Source organism: Gelria sp. Kuro-4, assembly GCF_019668485.1.
Classification (GTDB): Bacteria; Bacillota; DTU030; order DUMP01; family DUMP01; genus DUMP01.
In genome coordinates this window covers 17,089-36,185 of sequence record NZ_AP024619.1, presented here as the reverse complement: position 1 = coordinate 36,185, position 19,097 = coordinate 17,089, and the positions used below count along the sequence as shown (strand labels likewise).

Sequence of the window (19,097 nt, the reverse complement as noted above, 5' to 3'; positions counted from 1 at the left end):
GCTGCATACAGTCCAATATTTCCTGCTTTGTCGGAACGTAGGGAGTCTTTTTGCTGGTTTTCATGCCGTTTGGTTCCTCCCCGCCGGGAGTCTTCATGGTACTAGTATACACCCGTTTAGAACACTTGTTGGCGTCTCCAATAACAATTACCACTAACCATTAGCAGCTGCTTGATTCATGGCATCCTTACACGCCTCCAAAAGGCCAAGGCGTTCCAAATAAGATAAATCATCGGTCCAAAGGCACTCAAAGTTGCCGTCCTTCGTCTTGCACAAAAGTATCAAACCAGCCAACTTAGAAGTGTTGTAAAGATTGAAAACATGCCCCAACATCTCTGGTATGGGGTGCATGAACACAACCTCACCCATTAAATAGCCCCCTTTTCGCTGCTTCCCGTGCGGTGTATTCTACGATCCGCTGCCACCACTTCTGGAATGTGTGCCTGTCCTCAATCCAAACATCTTCTACTGCTTTGCCTTCTAACTGTGCAACGGCCTCGGCGTATTTATGCTGGACGGGGGCAACCCATCCGTAGCGCCCCCGCCTGTATCGGTACTCCCGGCGCAGTCTAAGAAAAATCCGCATCTTTGGAGACAACCGACGCTCGATTTCTTCTACAAGATGCAACCATTTCTCAGTGCGATCTAACCGCTCCAGAAAAGTGACTTTTCTACCTGTAGGGTCGGATATACCATGTTCACCGCTTGTGGCTCGTACAGGACCGGTCAGGCCCAAGAGAAGAATGTTGTTGTGGGACTGTATAAACTCCCGCTTCCGTTCCTCGTAGAAGAGCAACCAGTCCGAGGTCTCTTTGTTCTCATCTTTAACTTGTTGCTCAATAGTAGTCTCCTGAAGGGCTGTAGAAGCACAATCCATAGCATCACCACCCATCATCCGGTGCTTCCCGATTCCGGCTTCGCTCAACGTCGAAGCCTTCAGGGTAACGCCTTTTTAGCTTCTCGATGTTGAATGCCATTGTCCCCTCCAGGTCAATATCGAATTCCCGGAGGATGCCTGTAAGGTACCACAGTACATCACCGGCTTCCTCACGGATTTTCTCTTTATTCACCGGATGGTCGTGGTAAAGAACCTTTTTGATAATGTCCACAAGCTCACCAGTTTCTCCAATCAACCCCAAAGCATAATTCTTAAGCCGCTCGGCCATACAATCCTTCGGCGCTGTCCGTGCCGTCAACTGTTGGTATTCATTTGGCGTCAATTTAGGCAACCCTCCTATTCACACCGAACGTACCGTGTCACGATAAACGTACTGATTAGGAGTATTAGAACATCATGCAGGTAAACGGTAATCTCTTTGAATGTAGGAAAGAGGTTGACTATCTCTTCTTGAACCAAGCAAAGCACAACGAAAACAAAAGTGTATCCAACAGCCTTCCGGAGTGCCTTGATGATTGTAGGTCTACTGGTTTCTGTTTTTTCTTGGCTAAGTTCGTCAAATATTTCTTCTGCCCTTTGCATAAGTCGTTTTCTTTCTTCACAACCGTCCTTGTACTTCATAATAGCCTCCTCAATGTACTCAGCGGGCGAAATTTCTCCTCGAAAGAACCGATCACGCAGTTCGTCAAGGCTACGTTCAGTATCTGGATTCATTACTAACAGCTTCACCCCCTCATACTATGTACCGCTCCAGGTGGGGTCGCTTGCCCCACCTGGAGCGTTAAAGCAAAAACGGTTGACCGGCGACTAATGCCGGGCCGCTTCTGCCAGATACTGCATGGCTGCCTCTACCGTAATCTTGGTATCTCTTCTTAGGGCAGTAAAGGCTTCGCGTGACCTTCTTCCTCGTTCAGAAGGAGATAGTGAGAAGTACCCTTTTTCTTCTAGGCGAATACGTAGTTCGGAAGGAAAACGGTCTTCTTGTGCCATTTGCTCCACTCCTTGAAGTCACGGGTGACACCGAAATTCTTAACTTAATCAGCAAGCCGATTGCTAGCCAAGCGTTACACTTCGGGGAATCTCAACTTCAGAAGTCCAGTCCTGCAAGATGTCGCGCACCATCCCAGCAGCATCCCGACCAAGGGTGTCAAATATATACCCAACTACCCTTTTAGCACCCTGAAGACGTGGCCCTGGCTCAAGCAAAGCTTCTAACACACTGAAAACCTGTGACTTTCCTTGGTCACGAACAAGGCTTCCAACCTGCTCCCCTAGCCAGGAAGCATCAATATTGGTCTTAACCGTAATCTCTTTGTCCATTTTGTCTTTCCTCCTTTTTGTTTTACACTACACCCACCGTCAATCTTCCGATATGACTTCCCCCCTTACTTTGTAAGTCATAAAGTTAAAGTCAAACAGAGCATCTTTAAGAAACTCAAGGTCCTCTTCAAGCATCTTCTTTGGATCATCACGAATGTCTTCAGAGTAAGCTTCTGGTTGAGGCTCGTACTCAGCAATTAAATTCAACCTAAATCTCACCTTTCACACCCCTTTAGGAAGGTATGTATGGGCGGTGAATCCTCAGCCCAATGGGCCTACCCAACCAAATCGGTCAGCGTTACGGATTGACCGCCCAGTTGTACTGCCTACACGCAGGCCGTCTTCTTTCCTGTTGCACCTGCCCTCACCGCACCTCAGCCTCGGCAGTACAGGGAGGAGCACCGGGGCCTTATAGGCCAGCGGAACACAAGGGTGTCCAACCGGTGTCTGTAAGGTATCTGTCAGGGCGTCCCGGATTTGAACCGGGTTTGCCTTTGGTTAGGCGCATTCCCTGGAGGTAAGTCCAGGGCCGCTACAGAGAATTACTCCCATGCTGGGCATATCCCGCGTATTCTGGCAGCGCCCGCGGAAGGCGCATCTCATACCAAGCTATTGCGCACGTCCCCACCGTGCTGCCGCCCTGATATATGTCTGCCCCGCCGTTCATCACGACCGCATAAGTGCGATCCCCAACAGAGGCGTCCTACCATCGCTACTCCGTAGCCAAGGCGCGCCGCTACGTTTCGATCCAGGTAAGCTGGTCCGCATGTTAGCTAGCAGCCACCAATCGCGGACGGGGCAGGTTAGCCTAGTTAGGCTTTAAACTCGTCCAAACCTAGGCAATGGCTAAGGTCGTCTGTTAAATTAGAGACTAATTCCGCCACAGTCATATTAGGACCGCCTTCGTTCACTTGACGTTCCAAAATATCCAGTGCTTCTCTAGGACTCTGAACAAGTGCCAATCCCCTTACAACCTTTTTGAACTGTGTTCCCAACTTCATCATTAAACCCCTCCTTTGGTTAATCACTGTCCTCCCCGCCGTGCATACCGGCGCGCAAAGTCCACTCGCGAACGGGGCAGGACATAACTAAACTAAATCAAGAAGGAAACGATGTAATCTCCTGCATATCTCAATCAATTCCTCTAGTTTCTCGTCGTTCTTTTCGTCTGTTAAATTCGCGCACAATTTATGCCCACCGATATCCATTTCGCGGTACACTTCGTCCAGCAAAGCCAAGGCCACTTTCAATTTTTCAAGATTCGTTGCAAACGGAGCTAACATTCTAGCCGCTTCCTTATGCAACAACCTCAACCTCCTTATTGGTTATGTACAGGGCCACGCTAAAGCGCCTTTTGCTAGCTGGTTAGGCTAGCCCGGATTGGCGCACCACCGCCGGGGTCGTGGCCCTATGTACCACCCAGCCCAACCTTAACCCAAGTTCCGCCGAATGCTTTCCTCGGGTAACTAGTAGTTCCGCTGAACGCTTTCCTACCGTCTTCAGTGGGCCGGGTTTCGCTATGGGGGCAAGGACTCGAACCCTGCACGTGTGGTATATTCAAGTTCCCACACAGCCGCCCGGGTAGCTTGCGTCTCACCCTTCCGCCACCCCATAGCCGCTATGGGATGCTATCGTCGCTACGCATGGCTTACGGCATGCATACCGCCACAGTTTGACCCCCATAGCATCACGCCAAAGTCAATATGACGCTTCGTATGCTGCAATTGCCTCACGCAATTGACGCATTTGCTCAGCAGTGGTTATCTTTGCGGGACATTCGCCGGCATCATTCAACCATGCCCCTGGCTTAGTGAATACATTGCATTCCTTCCTACCTCGCTTCTGCAGGCACCCCATACATATTTTTTCTAAACCATTCATGTTCCCGATGAGCACTCTCCTTCGCCTCTTTACACATAGCCAACGCGATCAGGTTATACACCACCCTATCCTCCAAACGGTCTTCAACTTCAGGGTCTGCTAGGCCGTTCTTACATAAAGACACTGTGTGCTTGTCTTCCAGTGTTAACAATACTCGGAACATAGCCTCAGAGCCTTCCGACGAGTAAATACGTCGCGCCGTTTCCCGGAAGTTGTGAAACACGTCATCCCTCACACCGTAAGAATCATTCTTACGATTGAACTTATCTCTAATTTCCTGGAGCTTGGCATCTAAAAACGTGAGGAATTCGTCTCTAGTCATGCTCCAAACACCCCTTAAACCTTAGAATTAAGTTCAGCTAATAAGGTGTCGAGCAGATTAATACTACCCTCAATGAAATTAACATAATCTTCCACCGATGGCTCTGAACTGCCCACCATACCACCCAACGGCATCGACGGGGATTCAGAAAGCAGTTTGCTTCGCAGCTCGCAAAACCGATCATAAAGCGTAAATAACAAAGTCGCGCTGGAAGCCAGTTTCTCTCGCAAATTACGCTCCTGTGCTAACATGCACCCGCCATTACCAGCTCTATTTTGCATCCTCAACAACCTCCTCAAGCACTAAGGTCCCTTTCTTTGCCTCTCCAATCAGATGTTGTACAACCAAACGGTTGGCAATGTACGTTGCCTCCAACAAATCACAATCTTTCTGACTAAAAGACCGGTAAAAATACGCAAACGCAGCCACAAACGCCGTGAGGAACTTCGTCGCGTCGAACGTCTTCAAGTCAAGATGCTGAGAAGTACCTTCTTTTTGCTCCTCCTCGGGAAGAAACAACTCCCTAACTTGGTCAATGATCGCATCCGCATAATCAAACACCTTGTCTTCCACCACACAACCTCCTTGTTGTTTCCTATCTGCGGCAATTATATCACTCACAACACCGTTAGTCAACAAGAAGTTTCAAAAACAGTGTTGACTATCCCGTGTTAAGGCCATATAATGGTTACGACAGCACAGTTGAGAAAGGATGTTGGCTGACATGAAGTACGAACGTAAGTTCATGCCCGTATCAGAATTTGCAGGCATAACCGGGATATCGCGTTGCTATGCCTACAAACTAATCAAAGAAGGGAGAATACCGCACAAGAAGATAGGGAACAAAATACTAATCCCTAAGAGCTACCTCGATTACCTGCTGACAGAAACAGACAAGTAAGGGCGTGGCAACATGGGAAAGGAGAAACCAAAGCGAGCGGCGCTCCACTATGGAAAATTAGGGTGGAGCGTCCTACCGCTTTGCTGGCCGGATAAAGCCGGAAAATGCGCCTGCGGCTGGAACCATCCAGATAAAAGTGTCGGCAAAGCCCCCCGCGTAAAGGGGGGCGTAACCGCCGCCACCAATGACAAGGAGCAAATCGCCTCCTGGTGGAAGCAAATGCCGGAGGCCAACATCGGCATTGCCGTCGCGCCGTCCAACCTGCTTGTCCTCGATGCCGACGGCGAAGAAGCCATAAAAGAAATAGAAGCCGCCGGTGTTCCTGAAGGAACGCCGGTAGCTTCTTCATCTCGGGGCAGGCACTACTACTTCACGCGGCCACAGGACGTACCGCTTATCCCCCGAACCCATTTAGGACTTTCGGGCGGCATCGACATTCCCCAATACGTTATCGCTCCGCCCAGCCGCCATCACAGCGGGCACGAATATCAATGGCTCACCGCGCCAACAGGTACGCCTCCACCAGCGCCGGACTGGGTCATAGCCTTAATGCAAAGCGCCGCCGACTCCACCAACACAGAAGAGAACCTACCGCCGGAACCATCCCAAGACGCTGCCACAGCCGTTGCCAAAGCCCTCTTTTTTCTTCTCCCCACCAACGCCCGGCAACTGTGGCGTGGCAACATCACCTCTAACGACCGCAGTGGCCTTTCCTACGCCCTGGCCTGCGCCGCTGTAGACGCCAAAATCACCGACCCCTGGGCCATAGCTTGCCTCGTGTTTTCCTCCGCGCCGCACAGGAATAAGTTCGATTCCCGTAAGGACGGTTGGCTGGACGCCTACCGCCTAACCGAACGCGCGTTGGCCGAAAAAGGCCAAGCCCCCCAAAACCAAGATTCCTGGGAACTTGTGTCACTGGAAGACATACCCGAAGAGGACGTAACCTTCCTCATCACACCGTATTTACCGCGCGGTGAAATAACCATGCTGGAGGGCGACCCCGGCGAAGGGAAAAGTTTTGTTTGGATGGCCTGGGCCGCAGGTCTCACCGGCTCCAAGCTGTGCCCCATTCCTTACGACACTACCGCCCCCACAAATTGCAGAGTGGTCATTATCACCACAGAGGACTCCATCGGCAAGACCGTCAAAAAGCGCCTGCGGGAGCTGGGGGCCGTTTTGAAAAACATCTTCATCTTCCGTTCCAAAGGCGGCGATGAGGGCCAAGTCACCGCTGCCGATTTCGCCGAAGTTCAAGAGCAGGTAATCTCACTAGCCCCCGATCTAATCGTCGTAGACCCCATCACCCTCTACGCCACAGGTGATTCCAAGTTCGACATGGACAAAAACACCCACGTCCGCAACCTCTTGAAGCCCCTCCTCGCCACCGCCCGCCAGCTGAACGCCGCCTGCCTCGTCGTCCGTCACTACCGCAAGGGCGCTGGCAAGGCCATTTACCGCGGCCTGGGCAGCATTGACGTAACCGCCACCGCCCGCTCCCAGCTCTCCATCGGCAAGGACAAGACCGGCCAACGTTACGCCGCCCACGCCAAGTCAAACCTAGCTCCTAAAGGCCCGACGCTGAAGTTCTCCCTGGGCGGTGGGGTACCCCCCTTCAAATGGGAGGGCATCGTCGAAGACATCACAGCCGACGACCTCACCGACGAGACCAACGCCGCCAACCGTGAGGGCAAATCCGCCGTCAACGACGCCGAAGATTGGCTCTTCAACTTCCTTTCAGAAGGTCCTTGCGAGGGAAAAACCTGCATCGCCGAAGCCAAAAAGAACGGCATCTCCCTACGTACTCTAGAACGCGCCAAATCCTCCCTCAACGTCGAAGTAAAATGGCAGGGCCGCAAAACACTGTGGAGCCTGCCTGAAAACAAACAGGAGGCCGGCTAAATGGAAAGCCTAAAAGTAAAATTCAGCGATACCTGCATGTGTCCGCCCCTACTTTTTGACAGCCGGTGCGCCGACTGCCCCTTCAACGAACCGTGCCAATGCACAAAGAAGGGCAAAGCGCCCCGTCGCAAACGCTAAAAATCGCCGTTTTTAGCCCCGCCATGCAGCGAAAACCACCCCGGCAAGGTTCTTATACCTGTCGGGGTGCTTTCGTTTAACCACGGGCTTCCTATGGCCAAACAGGCCATATTGCCATGTGCAACCGCTGCTGGTATAATGAAATCGCACCCACGACCTGGGGGCACATTGGTTTTGGACTATCCCGCTCACGTAGTACGCGTGCAGCGGGAATTTTTTGTTCCAGGGCAGGGAAAACCACCCGAAAAACGCTTATTAGGAGTTATTTTTGTTATGCCCTGAACACCTTGGCGCTACTGGCTTAGAACGATTGTACCATACGCGCTGTATACAAGGCGAAATTGCCGTTTTCCTCGATAACCAATTGGTTGTCGGCCTATTTTTGAAAGCCGATGAAGCCATGTGGCTGCTGGGCTTGGCAAGAAACAACGATCGTTGCGTTGCATACGCCGTGTTACCTTCCGCCAATCATAAGTACTTTGGCGGAATTGGCGGAAGTTCCTCAAACCCTTGATACTACTGGGCTGGAGCAACTTCCGCCATTGGCGGAAGTTCCCTTTTAGGAGGTTAAGTTGGCGGAAGTTAACTTCCGCCAGAACTTCCGCCAAAATGCCACTTCCGCCAGTAAATATAAGGGTTTGGCGGAAGTCTGAAACCCTTGGGGCTGTAAGGCTAGAGGGGTACTTCCGCCAAAAATATAATACCGCCATATATTTGCTTATAGGTAGTTAAGAGTAACAACTCATATAGTACGAATACGTTCCAGCCCTAGAGGCTACTGGGGTTGGGACTATTTTTTAACCTGCATTATGCACTCAGTTGCATAATTACACAGAGGCTGAAAAAGTGGGCCGCGTATGGGCGGGAGAGGTATGTGTTTGGGGGCTCCGGGCCTGTCTCGCCGCCGACCGGGGTACCCACACGATATTGGTAATCGTTACTACAAGAGGCACCGGCGTGTAGCCGGCTGGGCGGCAGGAAGTGTGTGGCCGTAATAATAACGAATATCACCACGCCCACATGGCCACATTGGCCAACCAGGCCGATATGGCCGCGAACCCCTACCTGTGCCCACACATGCAAGCTCAGTAAAAACCTTAAAAAACCGTGAAAAACCTTGAAAAACTATGGAACGGCTAGCTTTGGGGAGCTAAGCGACCATAATCGCCTTAAATGCGGTATAAACGCTGTTGCACAACATAACGCGTGGCCGTATAATGGAACCAGAAACAGGGCGATAACAACACCGACAACAACGCAAACAGCCGCCCAAGCCCTTAGGCTCGTTGCCGAGCCGCGATCCTTGAAAAGTCGAATACAGACCGAGGCCGATGCCGGAAACGGCGGCATTTCAAACGGTGAAAGGTATTTCACCATATGAAATGTGCGTGACAGTCGGCGAAATGGGAAGTATCTCCGTCCAGTTATGCGGGACGCCGAATGCCCAAGCTGGAAGGAGATTCCAGCGCCCCGAGCTAGTACGTGCGACCGTCCTAGCCCCGAGAGGGCGGGCACGCGCGACGCACGGGAAGCAGTCTGGCAGGGATGCTGGTTAACTGGTAACAGTTTCCAGCTACGCCGAGAGGTTTGCCTCCTGCGAACCCCGGCCATATCACCGAAACAATCGTACCCATACATACCCTTCCACAGCGGAAGGGAAATTTTGCAGGGAGGGTTTTGGGCATGGCAAAGAAAGTGTACCAAGAATTGGCGTTGTGTTTCGGCGCATGGAAGCGCGCCAAAGAATGTGAAGACGAGGATTGGAAGGACCGCTGGGCGCAGAGAATCAATGAGATTGTGCGCCAGAACCTTCCATCCGGCGGCGGGTTTGATATCCCGATTAGGTTTGACTTTGAGACGTCCAGCGAAGATAGGCTCATTCTTCACGGCTCTTTCCACGAAATGGAAGACGGGTTTTATGCTGATTGGTACGATTTCGCGGTTGTTGTTACTCCTTCCCTGGCATTCGGGTTTAACGTCACAATTCGCGGAAGGTTCGGGAAGAAACAAGACCTGAAAGACTTTATTGGGGACGTTTTGTGTGGATGCCTCTCCAATGAGTTTTACGAGTATGACCTTCGGGAACAGCCAGCAGCAACAGGGAATGGAGCCTAGCTGGCTCCCTTCTCATACATACCCTGTGCTAATAGCGCAGGGAAATTTTGCTAATAGGAGGTTGTCATAAGTGTTAACTAAAAAAGATTTCCAAGCATTGGCAAACATGCTAAATATGGCAACAAGTGTCGACAATCCAGACATAATTGGGAAGACATCCTTAGTAGACCAGTTGTGCGTCTACCTAAAGCACAAGAACCCGCGTTTTGACGCCGCGCGTTTTCGCGCTGCCTGTGAAGGGAAGGATTAGCTCCTTCCTGTACATAGCCGCTCTCTCTGAGAGCGGCAAATTTTGTAAATGGGAGGTTGTCGAAATGAGAACCGCTTGGACGGAGTATTTACAGCCGGGGGACGAAGCAAACAATCTTCTGAAAGAGGGAGTTTGTGACGAGTGCTTTCGCCCAGCTAAGGAATGGGCGCAGAAAGACCAGCATGGAGGGATTGAGGTTTTCGGAAAGTACGATTCTCATGGAAACCTGATTGGGTTTGTGTGTCCTGATTGTATGTTTCCGGCTTGTTCGATTCCCGGCATGTATCCTCTCTACTACTTCGACGAAGAAGGAAACGTCCTTTGCCCGAATGCGCGAAGGAGTACGCTCACCAAGTGCAAACGGATGAAAGGGGAAAGCCGTTGGCCGGCATAAATTGGGAGAATCCAGACTTGTACTGCGACGAATGCGGGAAACGCATTGAAAGCGCCTACGCTGAAGCGGAGGAGGAGGAGGAGGAGGAGGAGGAGGAGGAGGAGGAGGAGGAGGAGGAGAAATAATGCGCTGGTTTTCAGTCCGTGTGTATTTCCCTGCAACACCTTTTTACGAAGCTTTCACTCACGAAGACGAAATACTAGGAGTTGACCCCGAAGACGCGCTTAAACGTGCGTATTGGAATTGGCCAGAAGCAGAAAAAGTGGAGGTGTTGTAATGACTAAGGCTTCTATAAAGAAAATCTTTGCGATAATGGACAATCCAAAGCTATCCAATCAGCAAAAGGTTAACAAGATAATGTGTATTTTCCTAAAGCAGAAGAATCCTGATTGGGCACTTTTGCGCGGAATCTTTCGTGAGCTAGGTATGCCAGAGTTAGCTGACAAATTAAGCTGAAGGAGGAAATTAGGCTTATGTATCTCTGTAACGCGTTCAGTGGTTCTATGCTTTCTGCCATTCCGACCGGGGAGGTTCGTTTTTGCTGGATTTCCGAAGAGGAGGCTAGGCAACTAGTCAGACATGGTTTCGTTTCCGCGGTCGGCCACCCAGGAACGGCGCAAGTCTTTACGTCCAGGTTTGTGAGGGAGATAGTTGAGCCAAACAGGAAATTCGTCCAGCTAAAGCCCGGCGATTCCGCCCTGATTGGGCAGGTTATGACCCGGCTCCCTGAAGGAAAAGTGTTAAGCGCTGAAGAACTTCAGGGAGTGGAAATTAGGTGGTTGTATATTGAAGTATATGAATGAAGAGCATTGGAAAGGAGAACAAACAAATGTTTTACGACATCGACGGGAAAGAAGGAAAGTACAAGCACCCACGGTTTCCTATGCGCGGAACATGGGATATTCCTGCGCTGCCATCACCAGAGGCGCAGAAAGCGGCCAAGGCGCAGGAAACGCCCCATATCAGTAAGGAAGAATCTCACCAGCTTTGTCAGAATCTTTTCAAGCGGTGGGGGTTTTAGGGAGGGATTATTCCTCCCATACATACCCGCGGGCGCGAAAAAGCGCCGGGGCTAGAAAGGAGAAACGAAAATGAGATTAGCAAATTGCACCATGCACAATCAGTCCGAGTATTTAGCCGCTTATGCCGCTTTGGGGTATGAGGTTCTTCCTGAACCTCTACTTCGGGAAGTAGCGGGGCCAGAAGACGCATTGTCCGCCGCAAGGGAGGCCGTTGACATTGCAAAAGCGGTAGGGGCACAAGGCATCTTGCTTGGCGGAAGAACCGACCTGTGTATCTATGTAGCTATTGAAGCTGTGTGTCAAGGCCTCAAGGTTTTCGTGGCTGAGACCAAACGAGAAAGATATACGGAGGGAGGTAAAGACTTCTTTAGGTTTAACTTAGTAGGAGTAACCCCTGTCAAGTTGGGCTTTGTATACGATGGTTATAATGGGATGGGGGTTGCTATCCCTTCGTAGCCTTTCGCCCGATGACGGCTTGTGCCCGAGGGCGTACATACCCGACAGGCCCGAAGGGTTAAAGAAGAAAGGAGATGGCGCATGTGAAAGAAGTAAGTGTCCTCTTGGTGGACCACATCGGCGGAGAGGTTTGGCAGGCGGTTATGGAGGGACGTACTTGGTACGATGCAGCCGCGAAAGCGTACGCGGCCGCAAAGAAAGCAGGAATGGAAATATACGTCAGAGTGGGAGCTAAATACCACCCACTCGTTCGGACAAGCGACCTAGCCCGCTAGGGAGGCGACAGAGTAGCTGGTGCCTGCCCGATGACGGCTTGTGCCTGAGGGTATATACATATCAGAAAGGGAGGTTTTCACATTATGAAAGTAGAAGTGCTGAAGAGGTATACTGTCGATGGTGGAGACGGTCGTGACATCGTGGCCATTGTTGTGGTATCTTGGGAGGACGGCGAATCTTTACAGTTTGCCTGTCGGAATATCTTTGATTTCGGTTATGTAATTAACCCAAAATACAAAGTTGCTCCCGGCTTAGAGGAGGGTGGTATGTGCCGGGAGCACAATGAAGAGAAGTGGTGGTGGTACTTTGACTGTGAGCGTGGTTGGTATCCTGTGCGGCCTTTGACCGAGCACGAGAAGGAAGCGTTGCAGTACCTGTACGAGCACCCGCCCGTCTACGCGGGAATAAGAATGTGAGGAGGTGTTATTATGTACCAACTCAAAGTGGGGGAGCCGTTTTCCGTTCGGCTTCCGTCAGGCGAGGAGAAGGTTTATTTTGAGTTAGCAGAAGGGGGCGGGTTCTACTGGATTGTTGGTCTGCCCAAAATGACAGAATCTGAAATTGAGGTGCTCAAAAGAAAGCCAATCAAGTTTTACACCATACAAGAACAAGGTTTCGTCTACTTGTTGGCAAGAATTGGATACATGGAATTTGAGCTTCATTTCAATCCTGCTTTGTACGCGTACGCTCCTGATAGGTTGGCTTTCCTCACCAAGAGCAACATGGTTACTTTGGTTGGCGTCGATAGCGAAACGAACATCGTTCGTGTTTTGCGGTATTTTAACCTGCCATTGAGGCTGTGGGATAAGTTGCAGGCTTCGTGGCAGGTTGTTTTGAGGGAAGGAGGAAAAGTCTACGACGATTGGGTAGAGACTCTACGCTCTTTTTCCTTGGACGATTTATACCGCCGTGCTGAATACGTAGGGCGCGGCGGCGAGGATTAACAAGGAGGCAATGAAAATGGACGCAAAGCTTTGCAAGGAGTTGGACGGGGCGAAGTTTGTTAGGTTCGTGGAGGAGTTGGGGTTGCTGTTTGTTTGGAACGGTGGTCACGGCGTGCATGTTTACGACATGCAAGGGAAGGAGGTGGATTACTACACAGTAGGTGACTGTGCTAACAATGAGGCTACCTACGAAGAGGTAGCCGAGGGAGTGCAAAACATTCTAAACGACTGGTGGGAAGAGGAAAAGGAGTAGGCCAAGTTGCCTACTCCTTTAACGTAAAGGGGGAATCATTATGGGATGGGATTACCTACACCTGGAAAAAGGGAGGAGCATCAAAGACTTCTTGAGGGAAGAGTTTACACATTCTGGAGAGAACTACAGCTACAAAGTATTAGATTGCGCTATTGTGAATTTGAGGGAAGCTTACTTAGCCGTTGAGCACGTCGACGAAACCGGGAACCGCGAAGTGTACGCGGTTGTATGCTTGTTGAACTACACAGATGACTATTACAACTTCGGGTTTAAGAGCATTGATGAGACCATGGGGCCGTACCAGTATAACTGTCCAAAGCGGATATTGGAATTGCTTACACCAACTGAAAACAAATACGCGCAGGAATGGCGGGCAAAGTGCTGGGAACGCTTGAAAGAAAAGGCGGCGCGGCCAAAATTACAGAAAGGGATGGTGATTTGTTTTACAAAGCCAATAAGGTTCACTAATGGCCGCGTTGAAAGTGTTTTCCGGGTGGAGGACGTTCGGCGATTACTTCTCAGTGACCGTTCGGGGAATCGGTACAAAATTCGCAGGTATTGTTTGGATGAGCCGTTTGAAGTGTTAGCAGATTTCCCAGCTTAAAGGAGGCGCTCAGTTGTTAAGATGGAAATCCCAAGCCAACTTAAGGTTGGACCTTTTGTTTATCAAGTGAAACAGGTTGAACTGGTTAACAAAGGCAAGCCCGAGTTAATCGGCGAGGTAAAACACGATGTGCAGAAGGCTATTCTTGTTGACAATTCACTGGATCTTGATACAAAGCAATCGGTGTTTCTTCATGAGCTTATCCACTGCGTAGACATGTTTATGCGTATTGGCCTGGAAGAAAAGCAGGTTGAGCAGTTGGAGCATGGGCTATACATGGTTTTGAAGGATAACAGTTTGCTAAAGGATTGGTGAGCATGGCTTTTAGCGACCGCGCAGGGGAAGCCACTGCCCGCGGCCTGACTAAGCAGGCGGGGCGAAAGGAAAGGAGGGAGTCTAGTTGTTAAGAGTGAGTATTGAGAAAGCGTCGAACTGGGACTTTTTCGAGTTGAAGGAGTTTCAAAACGTTGAAGAGTTATTCCGCTACATGCGGGATACTTACCCTTTCTGGATTGTCATGTTTGACACGACCCGTTATACCCCCGGTGGGCTTTACGAAGGGGGGCGTCATTTTCTTTCTGAGGAGGTGTCTGTAGACATAGCTCTCAAGGTATATGATGACTACGTGGAGTAAATAAAGAGCGGGAGGTGTAAGAATGCCCAGTAACTTACCTCCGGGTGCAAACGTGTACCGGTTCGACCCAGCCGTTCCACACCGGTGCCCACAATGCGGCGCAAAGTGGGTGGTTCCAATGTTCTTTGAGTTGGGAGGGTGGTTTTACCCGCCGGAACTTGAAAACGTTCCCGGCGGCTCTGACTGCCCTAATGGGTGTGATCCTGAAAAGGCCGAGCCAATCGTAGGTTGACCCAAAATGGCTTTGGTAGAAAAGCGGGCAAAGAGGCCCACTTTTCTAGTTTTACAGGGAGGGAAAGGATAAATGGAGGAATTTAACAAACTATTGGAAAGCCTTGCTGATTTATGTACGGCTAAGGCGACACTGGATTGGGTGACGGTGGCTGTTATGGTCGGCTCGGCGGTGCTGTTCTTCGGATGTGCGCTACGGCTGCTGTGGCAACTACAACAATTAGGGGGCATGTAACGTGAGCGAAAAGGTTTGTCCGTTACGGCGGGTAAAGACCACAGACGTATGCTATAGCAGAGTGGAAGTGGACGCAGTTTTCAGACCCTGCTACCGGGAGAAGTGCGCGTGGTGGATGGGCAATTTAGAAGGGTGTGCACTTGTGGACATGGCAAACTCCATTGCAGTCATGTTGGATGCGCTCTGTACCAGAGGGGTAAAGGTGAGAAAAGATGAGTAGCTGGTACTACGACAAAAGAGCTGGGCTAATTCGGGAGGAGGGAAAAGAAGGCTACGTGTGCCGTGGAATCCGCAAGGGGTTTGGTCATCTACTGGCAGCCGCGCCGGACATGTTTGAAGCCTTGATGGAAATTACACCTTATATGGAATGGTATTTCCCCGACGTGAAAGAGTTTAAGCTTGTGAAAAAGGCCATCGCGAAAGCAGAAGGGAGGAACGCTTAGCATGTATCAGTGCTGGATGTGCGGCCTTTGGTACGGCGAGCCGGGCACGCCGGTAGAACCAACTCATCTCTGCCCGACATGTATAACAACGGTTAAAACCTTCTTTGCGCCGGAAGCAGAGAGGAGTGAAGACGAGTGATCGAAACAAACGAAAAGACCGCTTTGGCACAGGAGATTGACATCAAGCGGGCTTCGGAGGCCCTGGCGGCAGCAAATGAGGCGGTGCGGCGGTTAGTGCGTCCATTAGGTATTTGGCTTGGCTGGTTGGAAAAGGAGCCATTCGCCGTGCTGACCAACTTGGAAGACCTGCGCCACCTGCCAGGCCCAGCGGAAGTGGAGTATGTGCCAGATCCCGTGAATGGTTGGTGTGCCCGCAAGGTTGTGGGCGGAATAGTATTCCGAGCCTGGGCATCTACTGAGGAGGAGGTAACACGCTGTGCGTAATCTAGATAGGTTTGCTGACCGTATGCCTTGGGAGGGAAAGGCGCGTTGCGAAGATTGCGGCGCGCCTGTTCCTTTTGGTCGGCGGTTGTGTCGGGCATGCACAGCCGCCCGTTACTTTGATAGGCATGAAGATGACTACTTACTAGAGGAGGGATATTAGGTGCCGATTGACTATGGTATTTGTGGGGAGTGCATATATTTCAATGACCGCTTGTCCTTGTGTACAGCTACCGATGTAGTGGTCAGTCCAGGCAACGATAGTTGCATTCCATTCTTCAAACGGAAGGAGACTGCGACATGAAGCACGTTTTCTGCGACCAGGACAGCTGTTGTTACTGCGTGCGTACCGCCTGTACTGCAAACATGATTGATCTGTGGGCGTTGACATTCAAGGATGAACGCCCCCAGTTGGTGTGCAACACTTATAGAGCTAAGGAGCAGCGGGAGGCAGTATAATGACTTTGGAGGAAGCACGAAAGGAGTTTAAGGCGGCGGTGTTGGCGTACCGTACTGCCAAGACCCCCAAAGAAATATGGGAGGCTGCCGACCAAGTAATGCAGGCTGTTAACGAAATCGATAGGGCTTGGTGGCAGCGGAAGCTTGCTAAATAACTTGTCCTCAGTATATAATAATATTGTTCCTTGGAAGGAGGTGCCACCTAATTGCCACGGTTTTTCACGGTTGCACAGGTAGCTGAGATGTATCAGCTTAAGGAGTCTCATGTATACAAACTTATAAATGCTGGGCAGTTGCCTTGTGTTCGGTTGGGACGGTTTATTCGTATCCCGGAAGATAAATTGCCGGGGTTGGAGAACATTCTGCAAACTGCGAAAGAGGAGAAGTAATTTGATAAAGGCAACGTTAACCCCTCTGGCATAAGATTTTCTTGCGGTGGTGCATAAACATTTTATGCAACATGTTTATTGGAGGCCGATGGTTGTACTGCAACCTGTACTGCAATCCGGTTGTGAAATACCGTGCAACACCTGTTAATTAACAATCTATAACAGGGCCGAAGACCCACGAGAATAAAGACTCAAACAGGGTGTTGTTAACAGGTGTTGGGTAGGGACATGTAATTTGTAATCAGCAGGTTGCGGGTTCGAGTCCCATCGTCGGCTCCAGAATTGGACTAGACAACAGGCCTCCTTTGTGATATAATATATGCGTTGTCGCACAGGTGGAGAGGTTCCCGAGCTGGCCAAAGGGGGCAGACTGTAAATCTGCTGGCGATGCCTTCGGTGGTTCAAATCCACCCCTCTCCACCAGAACTGAATAACGCGGGGTGGAGCAGTCCGGTAGCTCGTCGGGCTCATAACCCGGAGGTCGCTGGTTCAAATCCAGCCCCCGCAACCAAATGCCCATGTAGCTCAGTCGGTAGAGCGTCGCCTTGGTAAGGCGGAGGTCACCGGTTCAATCCCGGTCATGGGCTCCAGTATTTCGCTCATATGAACATCCCGGGAAGGCGGGATGTTTTTTATTTGTCCCGGGTGGCCTCTGAGGGCGTCGGCACTACTGGGGCACCACCATGTTTTCCTGAGGTTATGGTAAGTAGATCCGGCGGGAGCATTGCCCTTACCCTAAGGCAGGGAAGTGGCAATGCCGTTTTTTTATCAGTTTCACAGGAGAAGTTTCTTTACAAGGAGGAGTTTCTCGTTTTGTGTCGAATACCAATGTGTTGGTTAGCTGGTCAGACCACTGAACCAACAAGCCAGCGGACCAAATAACCAGTAACCCGCGGTTCACAGGCGCTGTTGATGAAAAGAGGGGGGAGAGGCGGCGTAGAAACTGCTTCCTTTAATTCTAGTTCCACTCTGGGAAAAAGGGGGACAACGTAGTCATGCGTGCAGGTTTTAAGAAAACCCTAGTCGGTATTCTCGGTGTGAGTCTGGCCTTGGCTTTGGCTGGTTGCGGTGGTGGCCAGAAAGGGACTGCTGCCCAGAATTCGGGAGGTCAGATAGTACTTAAAGTAGGACATCCTCTCACCGAAACCAGTCACTTTCAAAAGGGACTGGAAAAGTTTGCAGATCTGGTGAAGGAGAAGAGTGGCGGGAAGGTTCAGGTAGAAATCTATGCCAACGGCCTGCTGGGCCAGGATCGCGATATGATCGAAGGCATGCAGCTCGGCACGCTGGACATGGGCCTTGTTGCCTCCGCGCCCATTGCTCAGTTTGAACCCAGTTTCGGCTTGTTCGACCTTCCTTTCCTGTTCCGCGATTACAACCACGCTTATGCCGTTGCGGACGGGCCCATAGGTCAAGACCTGATAAAGAAGCTTGAGGCCAAGGGAATCGTGGGCCTGGGCATTTGGGACAACGGGTTCCGCCATGTCTACACCACGAAAAAAGAAATTAAGACGCCGGACGACCTTAAAGGGCTAAAGATTCGCGTGATGCAGAACCCCATCCACATGGAGACTTTTAAGGCCCTGGGCGCCATTCCTACCGTAATGGCCTACGGCGAGGTTTACACGGCGCTGCAGCAGGGGACTATCGATGGGGCCGAAAACTCGATTCCGGTTATCTATTCCGGCCGTTTCCAAGAAGTATCTAAGTTCGTTTCTAAGACCGGACATTTCTGGGGTGCTACGCCGCTCCTTGTGAGCAAGAAGGTTTGGGACGGTTTGCCTCCGGAGGCGCAAAAGGCCGTCATGGATGCGGCAAAGGAAGCAGGTGTCTATGAACGCCAGGTCACGCAGCAGATGGAAACCGACTTTACTGAAAAACTGAAGTCAGAGGGTGTAACAGTTAACGACGTGGACAGGACTGCTTTTCAAACGGCTGCCAAGTCTGTCTACGACAAGTTCAACGCCCAAATTCCTGCCGACCTCATTCAGAAGGTGCTTGACACGAAGTAGTGCCGGTTGGAAGGTGGGTGCTCCGGGTGAGCACCCGCCCCGCCTTGTCCAGCCTAAGTCCTTTGGATAAAGGCAGAGAGGGGATGAAATGCGTGCAGCCGCGAGCGAAAACGTGGGGCGATAAACTCCGCCAGCTGGAAGTCTACATCAACGTAATTGCCTTTACCATCATGGTTGGGGCCATCTTTCTCTCCGTCGTCAACCGCGTTGCCTTTAAGATAAGTATGGCCTGGCCGGAGGAAGTGGCTCGCTATGCCATGATTTGGATGACGTTTCTCAGCATGAGCATCGGTTTTCGTAAGGGCAGTCACGTCGGTGTGGAAGCTGTGGTCCTGCACCTGCCGGGACCCTTGAAAAAAGCGGCGCTTTGCCTTGCAAGCCTCCTTACCGTGCTGTTTTGTGCAGGCGGCGCTTACTTCGCCCTCCAAATCGTCCTTACGCAGATGGCCACCAATCAGTTGACCCCCGCTCTTGGAATACCCATGGCCGTTCCCTACCTGGCCATTCCTGTAGGTCTTGCCATCAGCGTTTTAGAGGAAGGACTTCACTTATACGAGAAGCTTGCTGCGCAGTAAGAAAG

The 19,097-nt window shown here is 51.0% G+C and carries 34 protein-coding genes and 3 tRNA genes; 25 read left to right on the top strand and 12 right to left on the bottom strand.

Features of this window, described 5'->3' with window-relative positions:
- Positions 1 to 153 precede the first annotated feature (153 nt).
- The 12 genes from K5554_RS00275 to K5554_RS00220 all read right to left on the bottom strand — a co-directional run bounded on the left by K5554_RS00275 (position 154) and on the right by K5554_RS00220 (position 4,994).
- Entirely contained in the window at positions 154 to 369 is a 216-nt protein-coding gene (locus tag K5554_RS00275; protein ID WP_221039182.1) for a hypothetical protein, read from the bottom strand.
- Positions 362 to 925 carry a hypothetical protein gene (locus K5554_RS00270; RefSeq protein WP_221039181.1) on the bottom strand — a complete coding sequence of 188 codons (564 nt, stop codon included), beginning with the start codon at positions 923 to 925 and terminating at the stop codon, positions 362 to 364. The genes K5554_RS00275 and K5554_RS00270 overlap by 8 nt, the downstream gene beginning before the upstream one ends.
- Positions 882 to 1,166, bottom strand: a complete 285-nt coding sequence (locus tag K5554_RS00265; RefSeq protein ID WP_370636993.1) for a nucleoside triphosphate pyrophosphohydrolase family protein — start codon at positions 1,164 to 1,166, stop codon at positions 882 to 884. The genes K5554_RS00270 and K5554_RS00265 overlap by 44 nt, the downstream gene beginning before the upstream one ends.
- Positions 1,167 to 1,234: 68 nt before the next feature.
- On the bottom strand, positions 1,235 to 1,627 hold the full coding sequence (locus K5554_RS00260) for a hypothetical protein (protein WP_221039179.1): 393 nt from the start codon (positions 1,625 to 1,627) through the stop codon (positions 1,235 to 1,237).
- Between the two features lie 78 nt (positions 1,628 to 1,705).
- Entirely contained in the window at positions 1,706 to 1,888 is a 183-nt protein-coding gene (locus K5554_RS00255; RefSeq protein ID WP_221039177.1) for a hypothetical protein, read from the bottom strand.
- A gap of 63 nt (positions 1,889 to 1,951) precedes the next feature.
- Positions 1,952 to 2,218 carry a hypothetical protein gene (locus K5554_RS00250; RefSeq protein ID WP_221039176.1) on the bottom strand — a complete coding sequence of 89 codons (267 nt, stop codon included), beginning with the start codon at positions 2,216 to 2,218 and terminating at the stop codon, positions 1,952 to 1,954.
- Between the two features lie 39 nt (positions 2,219 to 2,257).
- Positions 2,258 to 2,437, bottom strand: a complete 180-nt coding sequence (locus tag K5554_RS00245; protein ID WP_221039175.1) for a hypothetical protein — start codon at positions 2,435 to 2,437, stop codon at positions 2,258 to 2,260.
- Between the two features lie 593 nt (positions 2,438 to 3,030).
- Positions 3,031 to 3,222, bottom strand: a complete 192-nt coding sequence (locus K5554_RS00240) for a hypothetical protein (RefSeq protein ID WP_221039174.1) — start codon at positions 3,220 to 3,222, stop codon at positions 3,031 to 3,033.
- A gap of 84 nt (positions 3,223 to 3,306) precedes the next feature.
- Positions 3,307 to 3,522 (bottom strand): hypothetical protein, encoded by a 216-nt coding sequence (locus K5554_RS00235; protein ID WP_221039173.1) that lies wholly within the window; start codon positions 3,520 to 3,522, stop codon positions 3,307 to 3,309.
- A gap of 527 nt (positions 3,523 to 4,049) precedes the next feature.
- The gene (locus K5554_RS00230; RefSeq protein WP_221039172.1) at positions 4,050 to 4,421 is read right to left on the bottom strand and encodes a hypothetical protein; all 372 of its coding nucleotides are present in this window, start codon (positions 4,419 to 4,421) and stop codon (positions 4,050 to 4,052) included.
- 14 nt (positions 4,422 to 4,435) lie between these two features.
- The gene (locus tag K5554_RS00225) at positions 4,436 to 4,702 is read right to left on the bottom strand and encodes a hypothetical protein (RefSeq protein WP_221039171.1); all 267 of its coding nucleotides are present in this window, start codon (positions 4,700 to 4,702) and stop codon (positions 4,436 to 4,438) included.
- Positions 4,692 to 4,994: a hypothetical protein gene (locus K5554_RS00220; RefSeq protein WP_221039170.1), complete on the bottom strand. Its 303-nt coding sequence runs from the start codon at positions 4,992 to 4,994 to the stop codon at positions 4,692 to 4,694. Before K5554_RS00220 ends, K5554_RS00225 begins: the two co-directional genes overlap by 11 nt.
- A 151-nt stretch (positions 4,995 to 5,145) precedes the next feature.
- Between K5554_RS00220 and K5554_RS00215 the strand changes: the two genes are divergently transcribed.
- The 25 genes from K5554_RS00215 (at position 5,146) to K5554_RS00095 (ending at position 19,092) form a co-directional block, all read left to right on the top strand.
- Complete coding sequence (locus tag K5554_RS00215; RefSeq protein WP_221039169.1) at positions 5,146 to 5,322, top strand: helix-turn-helix domain-containing protein; 177 nt, start codon at positions 5,146 to 5,148, stop codon at positions 5,320 to 5,322.
- Positions 5,323 to 5,334: 12 nt separating this feature from the next.
- Positions 5,335 to 7,221 carry a bifunctional DNA primase/polymerase gene (locus tag K5554_RS00210; RefSeq protein WP_221039168.1) on the top strand — a complete coding sequence of 629 codons (1,887 nt, stop codon included), beginning with the start codon at positions 5,335 to 5,337 and terminating at the stop codon, positions 7,219 to 7,221.
- A 1,821-nt stretch (positions 7,222 to 9,042) separates the two neighbouring features.
- Complete coding sequence (locus tag K5554_RS00205; RefSeq protein ID WP_221039167.1) at positions 9,043 to 9,474, top strand: hypothetical protein; 432 nt, start codon at positions 9,043 to 9,045, stop codon at positions 9,472 to 9,474.
- 604 nt (positions 9,475 to 10,078) lie between these two features.
- A complete protein-coding gene (locus tag K5554_RS00200) occupies positions 10,079 to 10,243 on the top strand; it encodes a hypothetical protein (RefSeq protein WP_221039166.1) in 165 nt (54 codons plus the stop codon).
- Positions 10,243 to 10,395 carry a hypothetical protein gene (locus tag K5554_RS00195; RefSeq protein WP_221039165.1) on the top strand — a complete coding sequence of 51 codons (153 nt, stop codon included), beginning with the start codon at positions 10,243 to 10,245 and terminating at the stop codon, positions 10,393 to 10,395. Before K5554_RS00200 ends, K5554_RS00195 begins: the two co-directional genes overlap by 1 nt.
- The gene (locus tag K5554_RS00190; protein ID WP_221039164.1) at positions 10,395 to 10,574 is read left to right on the top strand and encodes a hypothetical protein; all 180 of its coding nucleotides are present in this window, start codon (positions 10,395 to 10,397) and stop codon (positions 10,572 to 10,574) included. The genes K5554_RS00195 and K5554_RS00190 overlap by 1 nt, the downstream gene beginning before the upstream one ends.
- Before the next feature lie 17 nt (positions 10,575 to 10,591).
- Positions 10,592 to 10,921, top strand: a complete 330-nt coding sequence (locus K5554_RS00185; RefSeq protein ID WP_221039163.1) for an STIV orfB116 family protein — start codon at positions 10,592 to 10,594, stop codon at positions 10,919 to 10,921.
- A gap of 26 nt (positions 10,922 to 10,947) precedes the next feature.
- Complete coding sequence (locus K5554_RS00180) at positions 10,948 to 11,139, top strand: hypothetical protein (protein ID WP_221039162.1); 192 nt, start codon at positions 10,948 to 10,950, stop codon at positions 11,137 to 11,139.
- Between the two features lie 70 nt (positions 11,140 to 11,209).
- A complete protein-coding gene (locus K5554_RS00175) occupies positions 11,210 to 11,596 on the top strand; it encodes a hypothetical protein (protein WP_221039161.1) in 387 nt (128 codons plus the stop codon).
- 359 nt (positions 11,597 to 11,955) lie between these two features.
- Positions 11,956 to 12,288, top strand: a complete 333-nt coding sequence (locus tag K5554_RS00170; RefSeq protein ID WP_221039160.1) for a hypothetical protein — start codon at positions 11,956 to 11,958, stop codon at positions 12,286 to 12,288.
- Between the two features lie 12 nt (positions 12,289 to 12,300).
- Positions 12,301 to 12,816, top strand: coding sequence for a hypothetical protein (locus K5554_RS00165; RefSeq protein ID WP_221039159.1), 516 nt, complete (start codon positions 12,301 to 12,303; stop codon positions 12,814 to 12,816).
- 16 nt (positions 12,817 to 12,832) lie between these two features.
- Complete coding sequence (locus tag K5554_RS00160; protein WP_221039158.1) at positions 12,833 to 13,069, top strand: hypothetical protein; 237 nt, start codon at positions 12,833 to 12,835, stop codon at positions 13,067 to 13,069.
- Between the two features lie 40 nt (positions 13,070 to 13,109).
- The gene (locus tag K5554_RS00155) at positions 13,110 to 13,673 is read left to right on the top strand and encodes a hypothetical protein (protein ID WP_221039157.1); all 564 of its coding nucleotides are present in this window, start codon (positions 13,110 to 13,112) and stop codon (positions 13,671 to 13,673) included.
- A gap of 21 nt (positions 13,674 to 13,694) precedes the next feature.
- A complete protein-coding gene (locus tag K5554_RS00150; protein WP_221039156.1) occupies positions 13,695 to 13,988 on the top strand; it encodes a hypothetical protein in 294 nt (97 codons plus the stop codon).
- 85 nt (positions 13,989 to 14,073) lie between these two features.
- Complete coding sequence (locus K5554_RS00145; RefSeq protein ID WP_221039155.1) at positions 14,074 to 14,307, top strand: hypothetical protein; 234 nt, start codon at positions 14,074 to 14,076, stop codon at positions 14,305 to 14,307.
- A gap of 304 nt (positions 14,308 to 14,611) precedes the next feature.
- A complete protein-coding gene (locus K5554_RS00140) occupies positions 14,612 to 14,773 on the top strand; it encodes a hypothetical protein (RefSeq protein ID WP_221039154.1) in 162 nt (53 codons plus the stop codon).
- Positions 14,774 to 14,985: 212 nt separating this feature from the next.
- A complete protein-coding gene (locus K5554_RS00135) occupies positions 14,986 to 15,216 on the top strand; it encodes a hypothetical protein (RefSeq protein WP_221039153.1) in 231 nt (76 codons plus the stop codon).
- A 135-nt stretch (positions 15,217 to 15,351) separates the two neighbouring features.
- The gene (locus K5554_RS00130; protein WP_221039152.1) at positions 15,352 to 15,660 is read left to right on the top strand and encodes a hypothetical protein; all 309 of its coding nucleotides are present in this window, start codon (positions 15,352 to 15,354) and stop codon (positions 15,658 to 15,660) included.
- Positions 15,661 to 16,115: 455 nt separating this feature from the next.
- Entirely contained in the window at positions 16,116 to 16,271 is a 156-nt protein-coding gene (locus K5554_RS00125) for a hypothetical protein (protein ID WP_221039151.1), read from the top strand.
- A gap of 51 nt (positions 16,272 to 16,322) precedes the next feature.
- Complete coding sequence (locus K5554_RS14605) at positions 16,323 to 16,505, top strand: helix-turn-helix domain-containing protein (protein WP_221039150.1); 183 nt, start codon at positions 16,323 to 16,325, stop codon at positions 16,503 to 16,505.
- A 337-nt stretch (positions 16,506 to 16,842) separates the two neighbouring features.
- A tRNA-Tyr gene (locus tag K5554_RS00115) sits at positions 16,843 to 16,928 on the top strand.
- 11 nt (positions 16,929 to 16,939) lie between these two features.
- Positions 16,940 to 17,016: transfer RNA gene (locus K5554_RS00110), tRNA-Met, on the top strand.
- A 3-nt stretch (positions 17,017 to 17,019) separates the two neighbouring features.
- Positions 17,020 to 17,095 (top strand) — tRNA-Thr (locus K5554_RS00105).
- A gap of 405 nt (positions 17,096 to 17,500) precedes the next feature.
- Positions 17,501 to 18,517, top strand: a complete 1,017-nt coding sequence (locus K5554_RS00100) for a TRAP transporter substrate-binding protein (RefSeq protein ID WP_221039149.1) — start codon at positions 17,501 to 17,503, stop codon at positions 18,515 to 18,517.
- A 92-nt stretch (positions 18,518 to 18,609) separates the two neighbouring features.
- On the top strand, positions 18,610 to 19,092 hold the full coding sequence (locus K5554_RS00095; RefSeq protein WP_221039148.1) for a TRAP transporter small permease: 483 nt from the start codon (positions 18,610 to 18,612) through the stop codon (positions 19,090 to 19,092).
- Positions 19,093 to 19,097: the final 5 nt, after the last annotated feature.

Bases quoted from the DNA above. Each gene is read 5' to 3' on its own strand.
- K5554_RS00275 (WP_221039182.1), bottom strand. From the start codon at position 369: ATGGGTGAGGTTGTGTTCATGCACCCCATACCAGAGATGTTGGGGCAT.
- K5554_RS00265 (WP_370636993.1), bottom strand. From the start codon at position 1,166: ATGGCCGAGCGGCTTAAGAATTATGCTTTGGGGTTGATTGGAGAAACT.
- K5554_RS00255 (WP_221039177.1), bottom strand. From the start codon at position 1,888: ATGGCACAAGAAGACCGTTTTCCTTCCGAACTACGTATTCGCCTAGAA.
- K5554_RS00250 (WP_221039176.1), bottom strand. From the start codon at position 2,218: ATGGACAAAGAGATTACGGTTAAGACCAATATTGATGCTTCCTGGCTA.
- K5554_RS00240 (WP_221039174.1), bottom strand. From the start codon at position 3,222: ATGATGAAGTTGGGAACACAGTTCAAAAAGGTTGTAAGGGGATTGGCA.
- K5554_RS00230 (WP_221039172.1), bottom strand. From the start codon at position 4,421: ATGACTAGAGACGAATTCCTCACGTTTTTAGATGCCAAGCTCCAGGAA.
- K5554_RS00225 (WP_221039171.1), bottom strand. From the start codon at position 4,702: ATGCAAAATAGAGCTGGTAATGGCGGGTGCATGTTAGCACAGGAGCGT.
- K5554_RS00215 (WP_221039169.1), top strand. From the start codon at position 5,146: ATGAAGTACGAACGTAAGTTCATGCCCGTATCAGAATTTGCAGGCATA.
- K5554_RS00210 (WP_221039168.1), top strand. From the start codon at position 5,335: ATGGGAAAGGAGAAACCAAAGCGAGCGGCGCTCCACTATGGAAAATTA.
- K5554_RS00205 (WP_221039167.1), top strand. From the start codon at position 9,043: ATGGCAAAGAAAGTGTACCAAGAATTGGCGTTGTGTTTCGGCGCATGG.
- K5554_RS00195 (WP_221039165.1), top strand. From the start codon at position 10,243: ATGCGCTGGTTTTCAGTCCGTGTGTATTTCCCTGCAACACCTTTTTAC.
- K5554_RS00190 (WP_221039164.1), top strand. From the start codon at position 10,395: ATGACTAAGGCTTCTATAAAGAAAATCTTTGCGATAATGGACAATCCA.
- K5554_RS00185 (WP_221039163.1), top strand. From the start codon at position 10,592: ATGTATCTCTGTAACGCGTTCAGTGGTTCTATGCTTTCTGCCATTCCG.
- K5554_RS00180 (WP_221039162.1), top strand. From the start codon at position 10,948: ATGTTTTACGACATCGACGGGAAAGAAGGAAAGTACAAGCACCCACGG.
- K5554_RS00175 (WP_221039161.1), top strand. From the start codon at position 11,210: ATGAGATTAGCAAATTGCACCATGCACAATCAGTCCGAGTATTTAGCC.
- K5554_RS00170 (WP_221039160.1), top strand. From the start codon at position 11,956: ATGAAAGTAGAAGTGCTGAAGAGGTATACTGTCGATGGTGGAGACGGT.
- K5554_RS00165 (WP_221039159.1), top strand. From the start codon at position 12,301: ATGTACCAACTCAAAGTGGGGGAGCCGTTTTCCGTTCGGCTTCCGTCA.
- K5554_RS00160 (WP_221039158.1), top strand. From the start codon at position 12,833: ATGGACGCAAAGCTTTGCAAGGAGTTGGACGGGGCGAAGTTTGTTAGG.
- K5554_RS00155 (WP_221039157.1), top strand. From the start codon at position 13,110: ATGGGATGGGATTACCTACACCTGGAAAAAGGGAGGAGCATCAAAGAC.
- K5554_RS00150 (WP_221039156.1), top strand. From the start codon at position 13,695: ATGGAAATCCCAAGCCAACTTAAGGTTGGACCTTTTGTTTATCAAGTG.
- K5554_RS00140 (WP_221039154.1), top strand. From the start codon at position 14,612: ATGGAGGAATTTAACAAACTATTGGAAAGCCTTGCTGATTTATGTACG.
- K5554_RS00135 (WP_221039153.1), top strand. From the start codon at position 14,986: ATGAGTAGCTGGTACTACGACAAAAGAGCTGGGCTAATTCGGGAGGAG.
- K5554_RS00125 (WP_221039151.1), top strand. From the start codon at position 16,116: ATGACTTTGGAGGAAGCACGAAAGGAGTTTAAGGCGGCGGTGTTGGCG.
- K5554_RS00100 (WP_221039149.1), top strand. From the start codon at position 17,501: ATGCGTGCAGGTTTTAAGAAAACCCTAGTCGGTATTCTCGGTGTGAGT.